At 38.3% G+C, this 19,312-nt stretch carries 19 protein-coding genes; 13 read left to right on the forward strand and 6 right to left on the reverse strand.

Annotated features, from left to right (window positions below; genetic code table 11):
- Positions 1 to 57 precede the first annotated feature (57 nt).
- From ACLIJJ_RS07655 to ACLIJJ_RS07680, 6 genes are all read left to right on the forward strand, one after another.
- Positions 58 to 1,617 carry a bifunctional metallophosphatase/5'-nucleotidase gene (locus ACLIJJ_RS07655; protein WP_237941125.1) on the forward strand — a complete coding sequence of 520 codons (1,560 nt, stop codon included), beginning with the start codon at positions 58 to 60 and terminating at the stop codon, positions 1,615 to 1,617.
- A 146-nt stretch (positions 1,618 to 1,763) separates the two neighbouring features.
- The gene (locus ACLIJJ_RS07660) at positions 1,764 to 2,480 is read left to right on the forward strand and encodes a gamma-glutamyl-gamma-aminobutyrate hydrolase family protein (RefSeq protein ID WP_233314684.1); all 717 of its coding nucleotides are present in this window, start codon (positions 1,764 to 1,766) and stop codon (positions 2,478 to 2,480) included.
- A gap of 214 nt (positions 2,481 to 2,694) precedes the next feature.
- Entirely contained in the window at positions 2,695 to 4,626 is a 1,932-nt protein-coding gene (locus ACLIJJ_RS07665; RefSeq protein WP_233314683.1) for a BglG family transcription antiterminator, read from the forward strand.
- 24 nt (positions 4,627 to 4,650) lie between these two features.
- On the forward strand, positions 4,651 to 4,995 hold the full coding sequence (locus ACLIJJ_RS07670; RefSeq protein ID WP_233314682.1) for a PTS sugar transporter subunit IIB: 345 nt from the start codon (positions 4,651 to 4,653) through the stop codon (positions 4,993 to 4,995).
- A gap of 153 nt (positions 4,996 to 5,148) precedes the next feature.
- On the forward strand, positions 5,149 to 5,415 hold the full coding sequence (locus ACLIJJ_RS07675; protein ID WP_233314681.1) for a phosphocarrier protein HPr: 267 nt from the start codon (positions 5,149 to 5,151) through the stop codon (positions 5,413 to 5,415).
- 116 nt (positions 5,416 to 5,531) lie between these two features.
- A complete protein-coding gene (locus ACLIJJ_RS07680) occupies positions 5,532 to 6,317 on the forward strand; it encodes an ABC transporter ATP-binding protein (protein WP_251644630.1) in 786 nt (261 codons plus the stop codon).
- A 57-nt stretch (positions 6,318 to 6,374) separates the two neighbouring features.
- On the opposite strand, the gene ACLIJJ_RS07685 is transcribed toward ACLIJJ_RS07680, so the two are convergent.
- A complete protein-coding gene (locus tag ACLIJJ_RS07685; protein ID WP_411410740.1) occupies positions 6,375 to 6,680 on the reverse strand; it encodes a hypothetical protein in 306 nt (101 codons plus the stop codon).
- 274 nt (positions 6,681 to 6,954) lie between these two features.
- Here ACLIJJ_RS07685 and ACLIJJ_RS07690 point away from each other — a divergent pair, with 274 nt between their 5' ends.
- The gene (locus ACLIJJ_RS07690) at positions 6,955 to 7,467 is read left to right on the forward strand and encodes an NfeD family membrane protein (protein WP_411410741.1); all 513 of its coding nucleotides are present in this window, start codon (positions 6,955 to 6,957) and stop codon (positions 7,465 to 7,467) included.
- Between the two features lie 48 nt (positions 7,468 to 7,515).
- The gene (gene floT / locus ACLIJJ_RS07695; protein ID WP_233314796.1) at positions 7,516 to 9,003 is read left to right on the forward strand and encodes a flotillin lipid rafts scaffold protein FloT; all 1,488 of its coding nucleotides are present in this window, start codon (positions 7,516 to 7,518) and stop codon (positions 9,001 to 9,003) included.
- Positions 9,004 to 9,243: 240 nt separating this feature from the next.
- On the opposite strand, the gene ACLIJJ_RS07700 is transcribed toward floT, so the two are convergent.
- The 3 genes from ACLIJJ_RS07700 to ACLIJJ_RS07710 are packed head-to-tail and all read right to left on the reverse strand — an operon-like array spanning position 9,244 to position 12,210.
- The gene (locus ACLIJJ_RS07700) at positions 9,244 to 10,122 is read right to left on the reverse strand and encodes a glycine betaine ABC transporter substrate-binding protein (RefSeq protein WP_411410742.1); all 879 of its coding nucleotides are present in this window, start codon (positions 10,120 to 10,122) and stop codon (positions 9,244 to 9,246) included.
- A gap of 4 nt (positions 10,123 to 10,126) precedes the next feature.
- A complete protein-coding gene (locus tag ACLIJJ_RS07705) occupies positions 10,127 to 10,972 on the reverse strand; it encodes an ABC transporter permease (protein ID WP_233314676.1) in 846 nt (281 codons plus the stop codon).
- On the reverse strand, positions 10,972 to 12,210 hold the full coding sequence (locus ACLIJJ_RS07710; RefSeq protein ID WP_233314675.1) for a quaternary amine ABC transporter ATP-binding protein: 1,239 nt from the start codon (positions 12,208 to 12,210) through the stop codon (positions 10,972 to 10,974). The genes ACLIJJ_RS07705 and ACLIJJ_RS07710 overlap by 1 nt, the downstream gene beginning before the upstream one ends.
- 324 nt (positions 12,211 to 12,534) lie before the next feature.
- Here ACLIJJ_RS07710 and ACLIJJ_RS07715 point away from each other — a divergent pair, with 324 nt between their 5' ends.
- The 4 genes from ACLIJJ_RS07715 to ACLIJJ_RS07730 all read left to right on the forward strand — a co-directional run bounded on the left by ACLIJJ_RS07715 (position 12,535) and on the right by ACLIJJ_RS07730 (position 17,509).
- Positions 12,535 to 13,101, forward strand: a complete 567-nt coding sequence (locus tag ACLIJJ_RS07715; protein WP_237941128.1) for a GbsR/MarR family transcriptional regulator — start codon at positions 12,535 to 12,537, stop codon at positions 13,099 to 13,101.
- Between the two features lie 243 nt (positions 13,102 to 13,344).
- The gene (locus tag ACLIJJ_RS07720) at positions 13,345 to 13,446 is read left to right on the forward strand and encodes a YjcZ family sporulation protein (RefSeq protein ID WP_233314673.1); all 102 of its coding nucleotides are present in this window, start codon (positions 13,345 to 13,347) and stop codon (positions 13,444 to 13,446) included.
- 36 nt (positions 13,447 to 13,482) lie between these two features.
- A complete protein-coding gene (locus tag ACLIJJ_RS07725) occupies positions 13,483 to 13,620 on the forward strand; it encodes a YjcZ family sporulation protein (RefSeq protein WP_233314672.1) in 138 nt (45 codons plus the stop codon).
- A 346-nt stretch (positions 13,621 to 13,966) separates the two neighbouring features.
- Entirely contained in the window at positions 13,967 to 17,509 is a 3,543-nt protein-coding gene (locus ACLIJJ_RS07730) for a CheR family methyltransferase (protein WP_341075768.1), read from the forward strand.
- Positions 17,510 to 17,518: 9 nt separating this feature from the next.
- Here the strand turns inward: ACLIJJ_RS07730 and ACLIJJ_RS07735 are convergent, their stop codons facing one another.
- Both ACLIJJ_RS07735 and ACLIJJ_RS07740 read right to left on the reverse strand, forming a co-directional pair.
- Positions 17,519 to 18,124 carry a hypothetical protein gene (locus ACLIJJ_RS07735; protein WP_233314670.1) on the reverse strand — a complete coding sequence of 202 codons (606 nt, stop codon included), beginning with the start codon at positions 18,122 to 18,124 and terminating at the stop codon, positions 17,519 to 17,521.
- The gene (locus tag ACLIJJ_RS07740) at positions 18,121 to 18,798 is read right to left on the reverse strand and encodes a cobalamin B12-binding domain-containing protein (protein ID WP_233314669.1); all 678 of its coding nucleotides are present in this window, start codon (positions 18,796 to 18,798) and stop codon (positions 18,121 to 18,123) included. Before ACLIJJ_RS07740 ends, ACLIJJ_RS07735 begins: the two co-directional genes overlap by 4 nt.
- 142 nt (positions 18,799 to 18,940) lie before the next feature.
- On the opposite strand from ACLIJJ_RS07740, the gene ACLIJJ_RS07745 reads away from it, so the two are divergent.
- Positions 18,941 to 19,288, forward strand: a complete 348-nt coding sequence (locus ACLIJJ_RS07745; RefSeq protein WP_233314668.1) for a hypothetical protein — start codon at positions 18,941 to 18,943, stop codon at positions 19,286 to 19,288.
- Positions 19,289 to 19,312 lie beyond the last annotated feature (24 nt).

Here is a 19,312-nt window from a genome sequence, read left to right on the forward strand (position 1 = left end):
CTACTATAATAAAGCATGCAAGCGAGTGTACGATTAAAGATATAGGAGTGGAGAAATTTGACAGATACAAATGTAACAATACTATTTACTAGCGATGTGCACGGGAATATTTATCCTCTTCTTTATGGCAATAACCAGCCGGCAAATGTTGGTCTCGGAAAAGTAGCAGCTATTCTTGCAGAAGAAAGGGCCAAAAATGAGCATACAATTGTTATAGACAATGGGGATTTAATTCAAGGAACACCATTAACTTATCATTATGTGCATGCATTAGCTGATAAAAAAAACCCAATGATCCAAATATTAAATAAGCTCCAATATGATGGCGCAGTTATAGGAAATCATGAATTTAACTATGGACTCGATATTCTCCGCAAAGCAGCCTCAGAGTCAGAGTTCCCTTGGTTATGTGCAAACATAATCGATGAAACGGCAAATCAACCTTTTCTTGGCAAGCCATACATAATCAAGAACGCTGGCAATATCAAAATTGCAATACTTGGCATTACTACACATTACATACCAAATTGGGAAAATCCATCAAATATAAGCGGACTTCGCTTTCATGATGCATTAGAAGAAGCAAAGTATTGGGTCGAGAAAATAAAAGCAGAAGAGCAGCCTAATTGCATCGTTGTTTCCTATCATGGCGGGTTTGAAAAAGATATAGACACAGGAGAGCCGACAGAAGCTCTAACTGGGGAAAACCAGGGCTTTAGCATGTGTGAACAAATCCAACATTTAGATGTACTGATAACAGGTCATCAGCACAGAACACTGACAGGCAACATCAATGGTATTGAAGTTATTCAGGCAAGCAACAATGGCCAGCTAGTCGGTAAAATCACGTTAACGTTCACTGAAAATGGAAAGCTTGCAGCAAAGAAATCTGAGCTGCTTTCGACAGAAGGAGTCGAGGCAGATCCTGACATTTTGGCGCTTGCTACTAGCTATGAACAAAGCACACAACAATGGCTGGATACACCGATAGGCTTTATCGACGGAGATATGACTGTCTGTGATCCAATGGAAACCCGCTTGTCGGACAGCCCTTTAATTGAATTTATTAATAAAGTTCAAATGGAAGCAGCCGGTGTAAAAATCGCTAATACAGCACTGTTCAACAATGATTCACCTGGCTTCAAGCCGAATGTGACAATGAGAGACATTGTTTCTAATTACATTTATCCAAATACGCTGAAGGTTCTGGCCATCTCTGGCGAAGATATAAAGGATGCATTAGAGCAAAGCGCGAAATACTTTGAAGTCGACGAAAACGGTAATCCAGCCGTAAATAAGACATATCTATATCCAAAACCGCAGCATTATAATTATGATATGTGGGAAGGAATTGAATATATATTAGATATTTCTAAGCCAGTCGGACAAAGAGTCACGAAGCTGCAATATGCAGGCAAGGATATAAAGAAAGACGAACAGTTTGAAGTAGTTATGAATAATTATCGGGCCGGCGGGGGCGGTAACTACTTCATGTATCAGAATAAGCCTGTTTTAAGAGAAGTGCAGTTTGACATGTCTGAGCTTATCGCTGATTATATTACGGAAAGAAAAACGGTCAAGGCAACATGCGACCATAACTGGAAAGTTGTCTGGTAAGAGGAATACATCTTCATAACTAGGAAAGAAGCATTGGCAGCAATGCTTCTTTTTCATACAGTAATATTTCATTGACATTCCTTTTTTACTGCTATAGTCTTAATATTAAAAAATTAATTTGTACTATTGGAAAGGGATGAGAAGCTTTGGCAAACAGGCCTGTAATCGGGATAACAGGTGCGTATGTCCTTCATAATAAATTTATGGAGGGGACATATGTTCATCATGATTATCAAAAAACAATCCATGCAAATGGCGGACTTCCGGTCATTTTGCCTTTTGTCAGCGCAGAGCTGGCAGAAGAGATGGTCGATCATTGCGATGCGATTCTGTTAAGCGGCGGAGAGGATGTAGATCCTCAGTTTTATCATCAAGACCCACATCAAAAATTGGCAAGCACGATTCCCTTGAGAGATGAAGTTGAACTCGCGCTTATAAAAGCAGCGATGGAGAAACAAAAGCCGATACTGGCTATTTGCCGCGGTGTTCAGATACTTAATGTTGCTTTAGGTGGTACATTGCTTCAGGATATTCCAAGCCAAGTTAGTGACAGCATTCAGCATACCCAAACAGCAGAGCGCAGCAGAGATACTCATTGGACAAGCATTGATGCGAGCAGCAAACTTTATGAAATAATGGGAGTAGAGTCGGAAAGAGTCAACAGTCTCCATCATCAGGCAATAGACAGGCTCGCAGAAGAATTGATCGTGACAGCAAAAAGCTCTGACGGCATTATTGAAGCAGTTGAACATAAGGATTATGGTAATTTTTTATTAGGAATACAATGGCATCCAGAGTCGATGGCTTCCACCAATGAAAGAATGAATCGGATTTTCACTGAGTTTATCGCTGCGGCAAAATAAACATTAGTTTAAGCCGATAGAGGGCAGCAAACAGCAGCCCTCTTCTGGTTTATTCTTTTAGAGAGCATGACAATTGTTTATTTCCCCTTTTTTATAGAGAACATATGAGAAAAGTGCTAGTATGTTAAGTAGATGAAATATTGTTTTATTGGTAAAGCAAACTTGAAAGATCGTAAACCCAAGCGATTGAAAAGAGTATACTGGGGTGAAATAGATGCTAGAAAATCGCACAGGAAATCTTTTAAAGCAGCTAATGGCTGCAGAGGACCTAATAACAAGTGAACAATTATCGAGAGTGCTTCATGTTACATCAAGAACCATACGCAATGATATGAAGGAACTGGAATCATTGCTAGCGGCAAATGGCGCGAAAATTAAATCTGTGAGAGGACAAGGCTATAAATTAGTAATTGAAAGTGACCAGCTTTTTCGGAAATTTCTGCAAGAAAGTTTTCATGAGGGAAAAGACGATATTATTCCGACGCTGAAAGGCGGAAGAGTTCACTACATTATTAACAGGCTTTTGCTGACAGATAAAAACTTAAAGCTGGAAGACTTGGCAGAAGAGCTGTTCATAAGCAAATCGACGATCCAAAATGACTTGAAAGAGGTGAAAGAGCTTCTTTTAGTTTATGATTTAAAAGTCGAGAAGACAGGAAACAGTGGACTAAGAATAAAAGGGGATGAAGTTAATCTTCGCTTTTGCATGTCAGAATATCTATTTAATAGAAAGCTTGATCAGACAGAGCTGACATATGATCCAGCAGCCCTCTTAGTAAATGAAGAGTTAGCAGCTATTCGCAATATCATTCTCGAAGAAATTAGGGATGCTGGCATCACCTTATCCGACATTAGCTTGAATAATCTCGTTGTTCATATTGCAATTGCTTGTAAGCGTATACGGGAAGGGAATTATATTTCCGCCATTCCGAAAGAAAAAAATGAAATACTAAAGGAAAAAGAGTATGCAGTTTCTGAAAAAATTGTTCGAACAATTGAAGAAGAGCTTAACGTAGCATTTCCTGAAACAGAAATTGCTTATATCGCCATCCACCTTCTAGGCACAAAATTGCTGACTCATCATGAGCTAACAGATGGGGAAGTGCTTGAATTTATTGATGAAAGCATCATGGATTTGACCAAAAAAATACTCGCTGAAACGGACGAAAAGATGGACCTCGGCATTAAAGAAGACAGAGAGCTGTTTACAGGATTGTCTTTGCATTTGAAGCCAGCGATTAACAGATTTCGTTATAAAATGAATTTGAGAAATCCGTTGTTAGACGATATTAAATCTAATTATCCTATTCCTTTTGAAGCAGGAGTTGTGGCTGCAGGAGTTATTAATAAGGAATTAGGCTATGACATTCACGAAAATGAAATTGCCTTTTTGGCTCTGCACTTTGGAGCAGCAATGGAAAGAAAAAAAGTCAGCAGTAAAAAGAAACGGTGCATGATTGTCTGTGCATCAGGAGTGGGAAGTGCCAATCTGCTTTATTATAAGCTGAAGTCTCAATACAGCTCAGAACTTGAAATGATCGGAACAACAGAGCTTTATAAGGTGAAAGAAATCAATTTTGCAGAAATTGACCTTATAATCAGCACGATTCCCATTAAGGAAGAAGTGCCTGTTCCTGTTATTGAAGTAAATACGATTCTTGGAGACAGAGATTTTGAGAAAATCAATGGAGCATTATATTCTAAGAAGGCAAAAAACAAAGCTGATTCTTCAATTAGAAGCGAGTTAGTCTTCTTACAGCAGCCTTTTGATAAAAAGGAAGAGGTATTTGCCTTTTTAGAGGCAGAGCTTTTGAAGTTAGGCTTAATTGACGAAAGCTTTATGGATAATGTGAGAAAGCGCGAAAAAGTGTCACCGACATGTTTTGGGAATTTAGTCGCCATCCCGCATCCAAATACGCCGCAGACTGAGGAGACTTTTTGGGCCTTTTGCACATTGCAAAAGCCAATTGACTGGGGCGGAAAGAATGTTCAGTTTGTTTGTCTGTTAAGTGTTCAAAAGAACAGTACAGGAGATTTTCAGGAAATGTATGACGTGCTGGGAGATGTTCTTGACAGTCCTGCCATTATTCAGCATATGCTGAAATGCAAAAGCTTTTCAGAATTTAAGGCTGTTTTTCCTTCATAAGAGAGTTAAGGGTGTGAGGATATCATGAGAATATTATTATGCTGTGCTGTCGGCATGTCTACAAGCTTGCTTGTGCGCAAAATGAAGAAATATGCAGAGACCAATAATATAGATTGCACTATCTGGGCGATTCCTGCTGAAGCGATCAACCATCATTTAGATAAAGCAGATGTTATTTTGCTTGGACCGCAAGTTCGGTTTCTGCTCCGTGATGTTACAAAAATGGCAAGCAAAAAAGAAATTCCTGTTTCCATCATTAATACGGTGGACTATGGAAAGTTTAATGCAAAGGAAGTTCTTGACCTTGCTGTGAAACTGGTTTCAGAAAAGAAAAACAGCGGGCTGGCCTTTTTGGATGGCCAGCAATAAGCTTTCCAAACACGCAAAAAAACATGAATAGTTTTCTGACTTTATCAAAAGATAGAAGAAGAACGGAAAAGAAAAGAAAAAAAGTTAGTATTAACATTGAAAATCAGCTAAAATAGAAAGGTAACACATATTTTTATTTGGAGGTATTTTACTATGAGCGAAAAAACTTTTACTATTATTGATGAAACTGGAATACATGCAAGACCAGCTACATTATTAGTAAGCACTGCAAGCAAATTCAAATCAGACATGCAAATTGCATATAAAGGCAAATCTGTAAACTTGAAATCCATCATGGGCGTTATGTCACTTGGTGTACCAAAAGGCGGAGAAATTACTATTTCTGCTACTGGTGAAGACGAAGCAGAAGCTGTAGATGGTTTGGAAGCAGTTCTTAAAAAAGAAGGCCTAGTAGGCTAATCCAAACAAAATACATACTAAAGGCCCCCTATACATTAGGGGGCTTTTAGTTTTCACAAGAATTATTGTCCAAATATTCCGATTATCATGTAAAATGGGAATGGGAGGGAAAACTAATGGTTGTAAAGGCAGAAGGTATTGGACTTAAAAGGAATGGGAAATGGATTTTAAAGGATATTAATTGGGAAATTAACCGCGGAGAGCATTGGGTGCTATATGGCTTAAATGGAGCAGGAAAAAGTGCGCTGCTTAATATGATTTGCGCTTATTATCATCCAACAGTCGGAAAGCTGACTGTGCTTGACAAAGAATTCGGTGCATCAGAGCTTGGTGCTAATTTAAGAAAAAGAATCGGCCTTGTATCGAGCAGGCTGCAGCAAAATCTTTATGTATCAGACAGTGCCTATGAAATCATTTTGAGCGGTGCTTATGCAAGCATCGGTTTATATGAAACACCTACAGATGAAGTCAGGGCTAAAGCAATCCGCCTTCTTAGAGAGCTAGGCTGTTATGAATATGCCGACAGGGCATACTCCAGCTTATCGCAAGGAGAGAAGCAGCGTGTTTTAATTGCCCGTGCACTTATGCTCGACCCAGAGCTGGTAATTCTTGATGAGCCGGCGACCGGCCTTGACTTTTTAGCAAGAGAGCAATTGCTTGAAACAATTCAAACCTTGGCGCAAATGGAAGCGGCCCCGACGATTATTTATGTGACACATCATCTGGAAGAAATTTTGCCAGTATTTTCTTCCACATTGCTTTTGAAGGAGGGGACTGTTTTTGCTAAAGGAAAAACGGAAGAAATTATGACAAGTTCTAGCTTAAGCGAGTATTTCTCCTTTCCTGTCGATGTTATCTGGAGTAATGGACGGCCGCTTTTGGCTAAACATGTAACTCAATGACTTAAGAGATGGAATAAGGCTGGCCAAATTTCTGGCCAGCCTAAATCATGTGCATGGTTAATCCCAATCCTCGTAAACAACAACACCGCCAGTTAAATCAATGGTGTTTCGTTCCCCTTTATATAATAGCTTTCCGTTTTCCTCGACAATCAGATTCTCATAAGTAAATACTTTTTTGCCAGTTGGAAGGGTAATGATTACTTTGTCTCCTAGGTTTTGGTCATTGGGCTTATCTGCAAAAAATAGCTCTGTGAAAATAAAGCCGCCGATAAAAAGAAGAAGTAAGACACCACAGCTAATAAGGTATAATTTTTTTTCCCCCTTTTTATGATCCTGGTTTGCATGTTTTTCTAATCGATTCATCTTTTCCTCCATACTTGCATTGTTCAATAAATATTTAAAAATTCCCTTATTAGTAAAATATGAGATTTTCAAAAAAAGATGATTAATAATCGTAATTTAGAAAGATAGTAAATAATAAAAATGTGAATGATTAAAAAAATTAATAAATAGTGAAACTTCTCCGCGCTTTCTTCGTAAATAAGTTATCAAAACATTTAGAAAGGATAGGTGGTGAATGGTTTAGTTTGGGAGAGTGTTTTTTATAAATAAAACTTTAGAAAGTGAATGATGCTAAATGGAGCTATTCGGAGTTAGTATAATATCCATTTATCTCGCTGTATTAGTGATTTCAGCGGTGCTCATTTTGTTCTCCATCTTTTTTTCCGATATTATTCATGCAGATATCGGCATCCTTAATCCTACATTATTGCTTTCCTTTTTGACGATTTTGTCAGCATGCGGATATTTATTAGAACGCTATAGTGGTATGAACAGTCTGTTAATTCTTGGACTGTCGGTGATAGCGGCCTTAATTGCGGCAAGTTGCTTCCACTTTTTTGTATTAATTCCATTATCTTCTGCAGAGGAGTCGCTCGTGTACAATGAAGAGTCTTTAAAGGGAAGAATCGGAAAAGTAATAACTGCAGTTCCAAAGGATGGTTTCGGGGAAATAATGATTGAAAGCACAAGCGGACATATTTCAAAGACAGCGGCCAGTTTTTACAATGAAGTTATCGAAAATGGAACAGAAACAATTGTGGTGGAGGTGAGAGACCGGATTTGCTATGTCGTCCCGTATGACGGCTGAAATGATTTACTTACAACATAAGGGAAAGAAGGAGGAACAATGATGGGAATTGCTCTAGAAATTTGGATTATTATCGGAATTGTACTTATTTTGTTTATTGCGTTAGTAGGTATTTTTATCGCTAAATATAAAACAGCAGGGCCTGATGAAGCACTTATCGTTACAGGCAGCTATCTAGGTTCGAAAAATGTTCATGTAGATGAATCAGGAAATAAAATTAAGATTATTCGCGGCGGCGGTACATTTATTTTGCCTGTGTTTCAGCAGTCAGAGCCGCTAAGCTTGCTGTCAAGTAAGCTAGATGTATCCACACCAGAAGTTTATACAGAACAAGGTGTTCCTGTTATGGCTGATGGTACGGCTATTATAAAAATTGGCGGATCAATTGGCGAAATTGCAACTGCAGCCGAGCAGTTCCTTGGAAAATCAAAAGGAGATCGGGAAAATGAAGCAAGAGAAGTGCTGGAAGGTCATCTTCGCTCGATTTTAGGGAGTATGACAGTCGAAGAAATCTATAAAAACAGAGATAAATTCTCTCAAGAAGTGCAGCGGGTTGCGTCACAAGATTTGGCAAAGATGGGCTTAATGATTGTTTCCTTTACAATAAAGGATGTAAGAGATAAGAACGGCTATTTAGATTCTCTTGGTAAGCCTAGAATTGCCCAAGTGAAAAGAGATGCAGACATCGCTACAGCTGAGGCAGACAAAGAAACAAGAATTAAAAGAGCAGAAGCAGATAAGGATGCGAAAAAGGCAGAATTGGAGCGGGCTACTGAAATAGCAGAAGCGGAAAAGGAAAATCAGATGAAAATGGCTGATTTCAGAAGAGACCAGGATATAGCGAAAGCTCGTGCTGACCAGGCATATGATTTGGAAACTGCACGTTCTAAACAAGATGTAACAGAGCAAGAAATGCAAATTCGCATCATTGAAAGACAAAAGCAGATTGAACTGGAAGAAAAAGAGATACTAAGAAGAGAAAAGCAATATGATTCGGAAGTGAAAAAGAAAGCCGATGCAGACCGTTACGCAGTGGAGCAGTCAGCAGAAGCAAATAAACGCAGACAGATGGCAGAAGCCGATGCCAATCAATACAGAATTGAGTCACAAGCGAAGGCAGAAGCCGAAAAAGTTCGTGTCGATGGATTGGCTAAAGCGGAAGCTGAGAAAGCAAAAGGGGAAACAGAAGCAGAAATCATCCGCTTGAAAGGTTTAGCAGAGGCAGAGGCGAAGCGGAAGATTGCGGAAGCATATGATATGTATGGCCAGGCAGCTATGTTAGATATGGTGTTGGAGATGCTTCCTGAGTATGCGAAACAAGTGGCAAGCCCGCTTGGCAACATCGATAAAATTACAGTTGTCGATACAGGCGGAAACGGCAGCTCTGGTGCAAACAAAGTATCAGCATATGCGACTGATTTAATGGCAACAATGCAAGAATCTTTAAAAGCATCTGCTGGGATTGATGTGAAGGAGCTTCTGGATAATCTTTCAGGTAAGAGAGTCGACGCGCTCCCTTCAGAAGTAAAGGAATAAGATGAAAAGGGTATCCTGATTCGAGGATACCCTTTCGTCTGTAAACAAACTTTAAAGAGGAACTGTATTCATTCTATAAATAATCGAAATGGATGGGGACTACAGAAAAAACTGTTCGCTTTGAATGCATCATATCATTTAAATGTCCTGCAAATCTTTAAAGCAATATTTATTCTTAATTCCTTTTTTTCTTAGCAAACTAAAAGGGCATCCTATTTTTTAGGATACCCTTTTGATGGATTATTCTGCTTTCAAGTCTTCAATAGAATCAATATCCATATAACTTGGAACTACAAAACCAAGCTTTGTGCCTTCTAGGTTTGCACCTAGATCTTCAAACTTGCCTTTATACTTAGTAGCATAATCTTCATGTGTTATTGGCAGCCAGCCTGCAACATGTGCATCAAGGCTTCCATCTGCCACTCCAGTCCACATTGGACCTGCTTCAACTTGGCTTAATGTAACGTCATAACCTAGGTCAGTCAAAACTTTGCCGATAACATTTGTACTGGCAATTTCACTGTCCCAAGCAACATAGCCAAGCTTAATTTTATCGCCATTTACTTTTGAAACGCCCTTCGTCCATTCACTTACAACATCGGCATTATCTTTCACCCATGCAGCAGCTGCATCTTCAGGTTGTGTTCCATCATAAATTTCCATCATAACTTCGCCCATTGCATCTGTATCCCAATGGAAGTTATCAAGCACTTGATATGCTTCTGGCATATCTTCTTTTAAACCGTTGCGAACAATTGTATGAATGTTTTCATCTTCGCCGAATGAACCTTTAGGATCATCTAAATATTTCAGATCATATGCATTAAACATCCAATGCGGAGTCCATCCTGTAATAATGATTGGCTCTTTTTTATCATAAGCTTTTTTTAATGTGGCAGTCATTGCCGCACTTGAACCTTCGACAATTTCCCAGTCAGACAAATCATAATCTTCCTTGGCTTTGTTTGCTGCCTTCATAATTCCTGCACCAGGGTCAATTCCGATAATTTCGTGATCTACCTGCTCTGCGATGGGAGCATTCTCGTCTGCTTTAGAACCGCAGGCAGCAAGAGCGAAGACTAATGCTGCTGAAAATACTAATGTTATTAATTTTTTCATGTGTTTAAATTCCCCCTCGTTTTTTTGTACCAAGATTTTGTGTAATTCTATCAAGAATGATTGCAACCACTACAATTGCCAAACCGGCTTCAAAGCCACGTCCGATTTGGATTTGAGTAACTGCTCGGTAAACGTCAGCACCTAACCCAGGAGCTCCGACCATTGCAGCGATTACTACCATGGATAGCGCAAGCATAATACTTTGGTTAATACCGGCCATTATTGTCGGCATGGCAAGGGGAAGCTGAACCTTCAATAGTTTTTGTGCTGTGGTGCTTCCGAAGGACTCGGTCGCTTCCGTAATATCAGCAGGTACTTGCTGAACACCAAGAATCGTTAATCGAATAGTAGGTGGCATGGAGAAGATAACAGATGCTACTACACCAGGAACGACTCCTATATTAAAGAAGAAAATAGCAGGAATTAAATATACAAATGCTGGCATTGTCTGCATAAAGTCTAGTACAGGAACAACTATTTGCTTCACAGTATTTTTTTGCGATGCCCAAATTCCAAGCGGCACCCCTATGATAATCGAAATAATGACAGCTGACAGCACAAGTGCTAATGTGTCAAGCATTGGATCCCAATACCCAAGATTATCAACTAGAAATAAACCAACTAAAGTAAATAATGCGATTTTCTTATTTGCTAATTTCCATGCAATCAATGTCATAAGAATAATAAAGATATAGGAAGGGATAAAAGCAAATACAGCTACCAATGAATCTACTACAACTTCAAGACCTTCGCTGATACCGTCGAATGCTACTGCGAATGTGGTAGTCAGCCAATCTACAAATGTGTCAATCCAATCTGCAACCGGAAGTTTTGGAAATAGATTTTCCATTAGTTAAGCACCTCCGTTTTTTGTGTTTCAATCATTTCTAATGAACTGTTAATATTTTCATTATTGCCGGCAAGTGCACCGATAACAGCACCTCTGACAAGCATGCCTTTCAAGCGATGTTCCCCGTCTGTTACTGCAACAGGTATACTTGCAGTTGAAACTTTATCGAAGAGGTCAACCAGCAATGTTTCCCCGCTTACTGTTACTGTCTCTTCCAATATTTCATGCAGAGGTATGTTGCTTTCAACCGCTTTTTTAGCTGCATCTGCTGTTACAGCACCAAGCAGCACTCTTTTTTTATTGACTACATAAATGCTGGATATTCCGAGGTCTCTCATCATTTGGAGAGCAACACGAGGCCCTTTGTCTACGTTAACAGCTTCTGCACGTTTCATAACATGGTTTGCTGTTAATACTTTCGAAAGATCAACATCTTCGACAAAACGCTCGACATAGTCGTTAGAAGGATTCATTAAGATTTCCTCTGGTGTACCTACTTGGACAATGGTTCCGTCCTTCATTAAGGCGATACGGTCACCAATACGTAAAGCTTCATCTAAATCATGTGTAATAAAGATGATTGTTTTTTCCATATTTGATTGCAAATCAAGTAATTCATCCTGCATATCTTTACGGATTAACGGGTCAAGTGCACTAAAAGCTTCATCCATCAGCAATACGTCTGGATCATTTGCAAGTGCTCTCGCAAGACCAACCCTCTGCTGCATTCCGCCGCTGAGCTGATCTGGATATTGGTTTTCATAACCTTCTAAGCCGACTAGTTTAAGAGATTCTAATGCACGCTGTTTTCTGGCAGCTTTATCGATCCCTTGTATTTCCAAGCCAAACTCTGTATTTTCCAGAATCGTGCGGTGCGGAAGAAGAGCGAACTTTTGGAATACCATGCTAATCTTTTCTCTTCTGACTTTACGTAGTTCTTCCTTAGACATTTTCACAATGTCCTTGCCATCGATGTAGATTTTCCCTAGTGTGGGATCAATAAGTCTGTTCAGCAAACGGACTAGTGTTGATTTACCGCTCCCTGATAATCCCATAATGACAAATATTTCGCCTGCTTTAATTTCAAAGCTTGCTTTGTTAACACCGACAGTTGAACCTGTCTTTTTTAATATTTCCCCTTTACTCTCACCCTTTTGGAGAAGGGAAATGGCTTTTTTGCTGTTTTTACCGAAGATTTTTGTAACATCTTCAATTTTCACTTTTACGTTGTTTTCCATTCTTTCACCTCGTTTTTTCGGGAACCGTCAAGCTGGCACTCCATAAGTATAGTATTAATTAACTTATTCTCGCAAAGCTTATATTCAGTCAAATTCATTCATTCTGTACGTACAGAAAAAACTGTACGTACTGTAATAGACGTTTCCTTACAATTCCTCTTAAATACTGCCGAATGCTATTGTGATTGTTTCTTTACAAATTTATTAATCATGATAATCTATAAAGGAATAATAATTAATTTGAACAAACGTAGATGCGAAAAAGTGGAGAGTTGCCACAAAGATACAAAGCATCAGTTTCTCCGTTTTTCTTCTATATAATGAATGATGAAATTGGATGTGAATATAGCAATGGAAGGTAAAGAACAACTGGAAAGGGCTCGAGAAAGAGTAATTGACGTAATTGCTCAAAATATGGACTTGTATGGCGTAACAGATTCAATCGGCAGACTATATGGAATGTTAATGTTTCAAGAGCAGCCAATGACACTGGATGAAATGAAAGAAGAGCTCGGCATGAGCAAAACGAGCATGAGTACATCTGTCAGAACTTTATTGGAATTGAAGATGGTCGATAAAGTATGGAAAAAAGGGGTAAGAAAGGACCTATACAAGGCAGAAAGTGATTGGTACCAAAACTTTGTTGATTTTTTTGCAATTAAGTGGAGAGCGGCTATTTCGGAAAATGAAACCGAAATGAAAAAATCACTGACTGAATTAAACAAGCTATTGGACCGGGAAGATGTCGACGAAGAAGTAAAAGAAATGGCGAAAAGCGACATCCAAAAACTCGAGTACGCTCTAAATTACTATGATTGGCTCGAAAGATTTGTAGACAGTCTGGAATCAAAGGAAATCTTTAAGCTTATACCTATGAAGGAAACAGAATAACAAACTAAAAGGCCTCTCTATAATTTAAGAGAGGCCTTTTTAGTTTTTTAGAAAAAATATTTCACTAAGAGAATGTTGATTGGAACGAATAGGTGAGACAGCAGCTGTGCTCCTTTTTGCAATGAGAAAGAGTGCGGGTGCCTGCTTGTACTAGTCAAAAACCTAAAAAATGTGCATTTGACTATCGCACATTCTGGGGGGTTTGAATAGGATATATGGAATTTAAAAAAGGAGGAGTTAATTATGGGTGAAGTAGGATACGGCGGAGGTTTCGCTCTATTAGTAGTTTTGTTCATCTTGTTGGTAATCATTGGCGCTTCTTGGGGCTACGGCGGACTTTACTAAGAGATAAAAATAATTAATTATAAGGAGGAACACTATATGTACGGATATGGTGGATGTGGTTATCCTAGCTACGGTTATTCATGCGGAGGACATGGTTACGGCGGAGGTTTCGCGTTAATCGTTGTTTTGTTTATTCTTTTGATTATTGTAGGTGCAGCTTGCTTTAAATGGTAAGTATATGGAGTAAGCCTGATTCCAGACATGGAATCAGGCTTTTTCGATAAAAAAAATAAAAAAAACGATAAAAAATGTTTAGAGCCTAAAAATAACGGGTAAAGAATACTAAAAAAATTTTTTGAATTAGGGACGTGAGGGGACATGCAAAGAAGATGGGTTATTTACCGTTTGACAGCAGAGGAAAAATTCAATTAAAACATAGTTACATATCATGAATAAACAATTGTCACTTTTTACCATATATTACAATAGGTGTTGGAGTAGTATAATTATAGACATATAACATAGGGCATCAATTTATATCTTAAAAATACATATATTCTTTATAGAATCGGGGGAAATTATGACTGAAAACATCTCTACCCATTCATCGGAGCATACTGATAGGATGAATGACTATTATGTGGTCGGAATTGGGGCTTCGGCTGGCGGACTGGAAGCAATTGAACAGTTTTTTGCCAATATGCCTTCAAACACAGGTATGGTCTTTGTCATTGTACAGCACCTTTCATCCAAGTATAAGAGTTTTATGCCGGAGTTGCTCGCCAAAAAAACGAACATGAATATTTTACGGGCGGCAAAAGGAATGCAGTTGGTTCCTAATACGATCTATTTAAATCCTCCGAATCAGTTCTTAACAATTAAAGAAGGAGTTTTTGAGCTGGAGGAATATGAGAAAGACAAGCATTATAACTTTCCAATCGATACATTTTTCAGGTCGCTTGCCTATGAAAAGCAGCAGAAGGCAATAAGTATTGTTTTTTCAGGTAATGGAACAGATGGGACAGAAGGTATTCAGATCATAAAAGAGAATGGAGGAATTGTGTTTGTTCAGGAAAAAGATACAGCTAAATTCCATAACATGCCAAAAAGTGCAATCACTTCAGGTGTTGCTGATTATGTAGAAGCTCCTTCTGACATTCCTGTAATCATCCAGACAATTACAGATCCATCCAGCTTAAATTATAGTGAAGAGTCACTTAAGCATATCTTTAATATTTTGCTGAAAAAAACAGGTATTAACTTCTCCTATTATAAAAAAAGCAGTGTGCTGCGCAGAATCGAAAGAAGAATGAAGGTAATTAAAGATCCGCTGCATTCATTAGATGCGTACCGTGATTATTTGTTTAAGGTTCCAGAGGAGATTGATTTACTGCAAAAGGATCTTCTTATCGGTGTAACTCAATTTTTCAGAGATCCAGAAGCCTTTAAGGAAATCGAGAAGCTGATACCAGAGCTTGTAGAAAGAAAAATAAAAAATGGTGAAGAAGAAATCCGGGTGTGGACTGTAGGCTGTTCAACAGGACAAGAAGCGTATACAATGGCTATGCTTATTGATCAATATATCGAGACAATTGAAGATTCAATTGATTTTCGTATTTTTGCAACAGATGTTGATAAAGATTCTATAAAGACGGCTAGCCAAGGGATATATGATAGTGAACTGTTAAGCGAAATTCCGTCATACATAAAAGAAAAATACTTTGAGCCTGCCGGTGAAAAGTACCAAGTTAAGAAAACAATCAGAAAGAAAATTGTGTTTGCTCCCCATAATATTTCAAAAGACTCCCCTTTTGTAAATATTGACTTAATCAGCTGCCGCAATATGATGATTTACTTCCAGCCTGAATTGCAGCAAAGAATCTTGTCGCTTTTCCATTTTTCCCTGATTGAGGATGGAATACTGTTTTTAGGATCAAGTGAAACAGTTGGCAAGCTTTCTGGCTTTTTTGAGCCTATCCATTCTAAATGGAAAATCTATCGCAACAAGCAAAGTGATAAATGGGATTTAAAGGAGCCTGCAATTCATTCCAAAACGAAGGCGAAGGAAACCACAAATTCCGATGTGCATGTACCTACCACATTCTTTGATGCACTGCCAGGACGAAAGGTAGACTTGCTTTATCAAAAGCTTGTTAATGATTTTATTAATCCATGCATCATTTTAAATGAGCAGAATGAAGTGGTGCTCACCTCGAAAAAGGCGAATCGTTTTTTATCGGTTCCGATTGGTGAAACGAATTACAGTATTTTTAAAATGGTTCCAGCCCATCTGTCGGTCATTATTGGAACAGGTTTAAAAAAACTAAGAGAAAACGAATCAGAAGTAACGTATAAAAATGTGCTGTTAGTCATTGACAAGGAAGAAAAATATTTCGACTTAACGATTAAAAGATTTCTTGATAAAGATGCTCTTTCGATTCTTTTGTTTCATGAGGAAGAAGAAAGTAAAGGAATTATTTCCTCACCTATCTATTTTGACCATGACAGCACAATCAGTGAAAGGGTCATCGATTTAGAGCAGGAATTATTCTATACGCAACAGAATCTGCAGACAACAATAGAGGAGCTTGAAACGTCCAATGAAGAGCTGCAATCAACGAATGAAGAGCTGATTGCCTCTAATGAAGAGCTGCAATCGACCAATGAGGAGCTGCAATCTGTCAACGAAGAGCTTATAAACGTTAATAATGAATACGAGAATAAGATTGCCGAGTTAACCGATTTAACGAATGACTTGGATAATCTATTAATAAACACAAATATAGGAACGATCTTTTTAGATAAAGGTTTCAACATTAAATTATTTACACCAGAAGTGCAGAAAATCGTCAATGTGCTGGACATGGATATTGGCCGTCCGTTATTTCATATCTCCCATAATTTAGAGTACGGTTCCTTACTTGAGGACGCAAAGGAAGTATTGAAAACGACATCTAAAGTGGAAAGAGAAATTCGCAGCTATGACGGCAACTGGTATGGCATGAAGGCAATGCCTTACCGCACGAGCGATAATATTGTCGATGGTGTTGTTATTACTTTTACCGATATTACAGAAATTAAAACCTATAATCAAAAGCTGAGTCTGACTTCCAGCGTGATTGAACAGAGTCCGACAAGCATTATTATTACCGATAAAGCTGGTAGAATTGAATATACAAATGAGCGCTTTAAGCTTCAGACTAAGCAAGAACTCGATTGTATAGGCCTGCATATATTAGATGTGTACGAGCAATACTTAAATGCAGAGGGATTTCTAGCAGTTTGGGAAGCTATTAAAGCAGGCAATGATTGGGAAGGGAATATTACTTACCGTTTGGATGATGGTATTGAAAGATGGGAGAATGTCAGTTTTCATCCGATTAAAGATTCTTATGGAAATTTAGTTAATATTCTTCGCACATCTGAGGATATAACGGAAAATAAAAAATCAGAAGCCATGCTGAAAAAATCAGAAATGCTTTCTGCTGTCGGCCAGCTTGCCGCAGGTATTGCCCATGAAATTCGAAATCCATTAACTTCACTGAAAGGCTTCTTGCAGCTGATGATGCAGAGCAATACATATAACAAGGAATATACGGAAGTGATGTTCTCAGAATTCAATAGGCTGGAGTTGATTATCAGTGAATTCCTAGTATTAGCAAGACCGCAAGCTGTTGCATTTAAAGAGCAGCAAATAGAAGGAATTCTAGAAGATGTCAATGTATTGCTGAGTACTCAGGCAATCTTAAAAAATATCAGTCTTGCACTAGACTATGAACTGAATATGCCTCCTGTTTATTGTAATGAAAAAGAGTTGAAGCAGCTGTTTATCAACATGATTAAAAATGCAATGGAAGCAATGGATTCAGAAGGTGCAATCTCTATTTCTGCCCGAATGGAGACAGAAGGTCAGCTTCTTGTCAAAGTGTCAGACCAAGGGAAGGGAATACCGAAGGAGCAGCTAGAAAGAATGGGCGAGCCTTTCTATACAACAAAGGAAAAAGGAACTGGCTTAGGATTGATGATCAGTCAAAAAATCATTGATAACCATAAAGGCACACTGACTTTCCATAGTGAAGTAGGAGTAGGTACAACTGTTGAAATGAGATTTCCTGTCAAATGAAAAAAACCCTTAGTAAAGGGCTTTTTTCATTTCATCAACAAGAGACTTTATTTCATACAGCTCATCATAAATCATTTCCGAATATTCCCCTTTTCCATCTTCAATAATGAGCGGGGAAATAACACCGAGCAGGTCAACTATTGTGGAAGTTGACCTTTTAACTTTATCCAGCTTTTTCTTTGTATCGAGATTTTGAAGATGATCAAGACTTTCTTTATCCTGCTTTAAGACTGGAGGCATAATTTTTATATCCTGCCCAGCCTGCAGTTTGAGCAATGCTTCTCTTAGCTGGTTTAGCTCATAGGAAAGATTGATATATTGGCTGTCTATGAAATGACAAACGATATAATAATGTTTGTTAGCTGAATCATATGTATATTGAATCTGACATAGAGCCAAACCTTCACTTGTTTTCATATTCGCTTCCATTGATGTTTTTCCATGGCTGTCTGTAAGAAAGGCAATCGTTTTTTCGCGGCTTTCAAGATCAACGAGCTCCAGAAAACTATCAGCAGCAAAAAACCTCGCTTTGCTTGCATTAGATCTTGCTAATATGGAATAGCGGTCGTTTATTAGGAAGAATGGCATTGGCATCAAAGATAAATCTACCATCATAAAGAGTCACCTCTTGCAGAATGAATAAAGCTGCTTTCTTCATTGTAATCTTTAAGCCAGTATTTCAACTGTGATTGTTCTGATATAAAGATGGTTGCAGGACTTGCATATGGTCTTAAGTTATAATCATGAAGCAGTCTGCTTCCGACAATTATTGCAGGCTGTGGTGTTAGCTCTTCAAGCTGTTCAATATATGGGCGGAGAGTTGGAATTGAATAAGACATCGACAGGGACATGCCAATTACATCAGGCTTCCATTTCTGTGCCATATAAACAGCGTGTTCAAGCGGAAGGTTAGCACCGAGGTTTTTGACATCCCAGCCAGCTTCTTCGAAGGTCGAAGCTACCATTTTTAGCCCTAGCGTATGGTGTTCCCCTTCTAGGCAAAATAATAATGCCTTTTTTGCTAGTGCATCGTTCTTTTGGATATTCAGCATAAAATGAGAGAGTATGATTTCGCAAATACCTGTAGCTAAATGCTCATCTGCAACACTTATTTCGTTTTTTTGCCATAATTCTCCGATATAATTCATGGCAGGTGTAATTAATTCATCGTAAATAAAAGAAGTATTATAGCCTTGATAATCAAGTTCCTGAATAATTGCCATGCTTTTTTGTATATTGCCTTCAAGTAAAGCGCCAGCAAGCTCTTTAGCCGAAACGAAATGCGTCACTTTGTATTGTCACGTCCAATCTGGAATATTGTCTTCGTTATGAATGAAGTTTCGAAATTGTAGTAAATAAATTATACTATAAATACTGGATCAGTTAACTAGAAAATCATAGAAGGGATAAAGAGATAAAGAGATGAATCTTTTGGATAAAGAAAAAATCGTCGAAAAACTGTTTGTTAAGTTTTATGAACAGTATCCTGATTTAGTAAGGTTTGGAGAAAATGGGAGAAAACGAACAAGAGAGGATATAAACTATCATTTTCAGTATATGGAAACGGCCTTTTCTCTTCAAAATAAGCAGATATTCCATGATTATATCATCTGGTTAAGTGAGGTCCTTGAGACAAGAGGAGTAGGTAAGCATTTACTTTATATAAACTTGGAGTGGATTGCTAGTGAGCTTCGCGAATTAGAACAGACAGATGAAATAATCTTTTATCTGGAAATCTTGGCTGAAGGGATGGTAATCATTAAAGCAGGCAGTCAATAATGAAGGAAAACTCCAGCAGATTTG

Source organism: Niallia laureatilytica, assembly GCF_046613985.1.
Taxonomy (GTDB): Bacteria; Bacillota; Bacilli; order Bacillales; family Cytobacillaceae; genus Niallia.

Coding starts and splice junctions, on each gene's coding strand:
- ACLIJJ_RS07665 (WP_233314683.1), top strand. CDS start 2,695: ATGCTAGAAAATCGCACAGGAAATCTTTTAAAGCAGCTAATGGCTGCA.
- ACLIJJ_RS07670 (WP_233314682.1), top strand. CDS start 4,651: ATGAGAATATTATTATGCTGTGCTGTCGGCATGTCTACAAGCTTGCTT.
- ACLIJJ_RS07675 (WP_233314681.1), top strand. CDS start 5,149: ATGAGCGAAAAAACTTTTACTATTATTGATGAAACTGGAATACATGCA.
- ACLIJJ_RS07680 (WP_251644630.1), top strand. CDS start 5,532: ATGGTTGTAAAGGCAGAAGGTATTGGACTTAAAAGGAATGGGAAATGG.
- ACLIJJ_RS07685 (WP_411410740.1), bottom strand. CDS start 6,680: ATGAATCGATTAGAAAAACATGCAAACCAGGATCATAAAAAGGGGGAA.
- ACLIJJ_RS07690 (WP_411410741.1), top strand. CDS start 6,955: ATGGAGCTATTCGGAGTTAGTATAATATCCATTTATCTCGCTGTATTA.
- ACLIJJ_RS07700 (WP_411410742.1), bottom strand. CDS start 10,122: ATGAAAAAATTAATAACATTAGTATTTTCAGCAGCATTAGTCTTCGCT.
- ACLIJJ_RS07705 (WP_233314676.1), bottom strand. CDS start 10,972: ATGGAAAATCTATTTCCAAAACTTCCGGTTGCAGATTGGATTGACACA.
- ACLIJJ_RS07710 (WP_233314675.1), bottom strand. CDS start 12,210: ATGGAAAACAACGTAAAAGTGAAAATTGAAGATGTTACAAAAATCTTC.
- ACLIJJ_RS07715 (WP_237941128.1), top strand. CDS start 12,535: ATGATGAAATTGGATGTGAATATAGCAATGGAAGGTAAAGAACAACTG.
- ACLIJJ_RS07720 (WP_233314673.1), top strand. CDS start 13,345: ATGGGTGAAGTAGGATACGGCGGAGGTTTCGCTCTATTAGTAGTTTTG.
- ACLIJJ_RS07725 (WP_233314672.1), top strand. CDS start 13,483: ATGTACGGATATGGTGGATGTGGTTATCCTAGCTACGGTTATTCATGC.
- ACLIJJ_RS07730 (WP_341075768.1), top strand. CDS start 13,967: ATGACTGAAAACATCTCTACCCATTCATCGGAGCATACTGATAGGATG.
- ACLIJJ_RS07735 (WP_233314670.1), bottom strand. CDS start 18,124: ATGATGGTAGATTTATCTTTGATGCCAATGCCATTCTTCCTAATAAAC.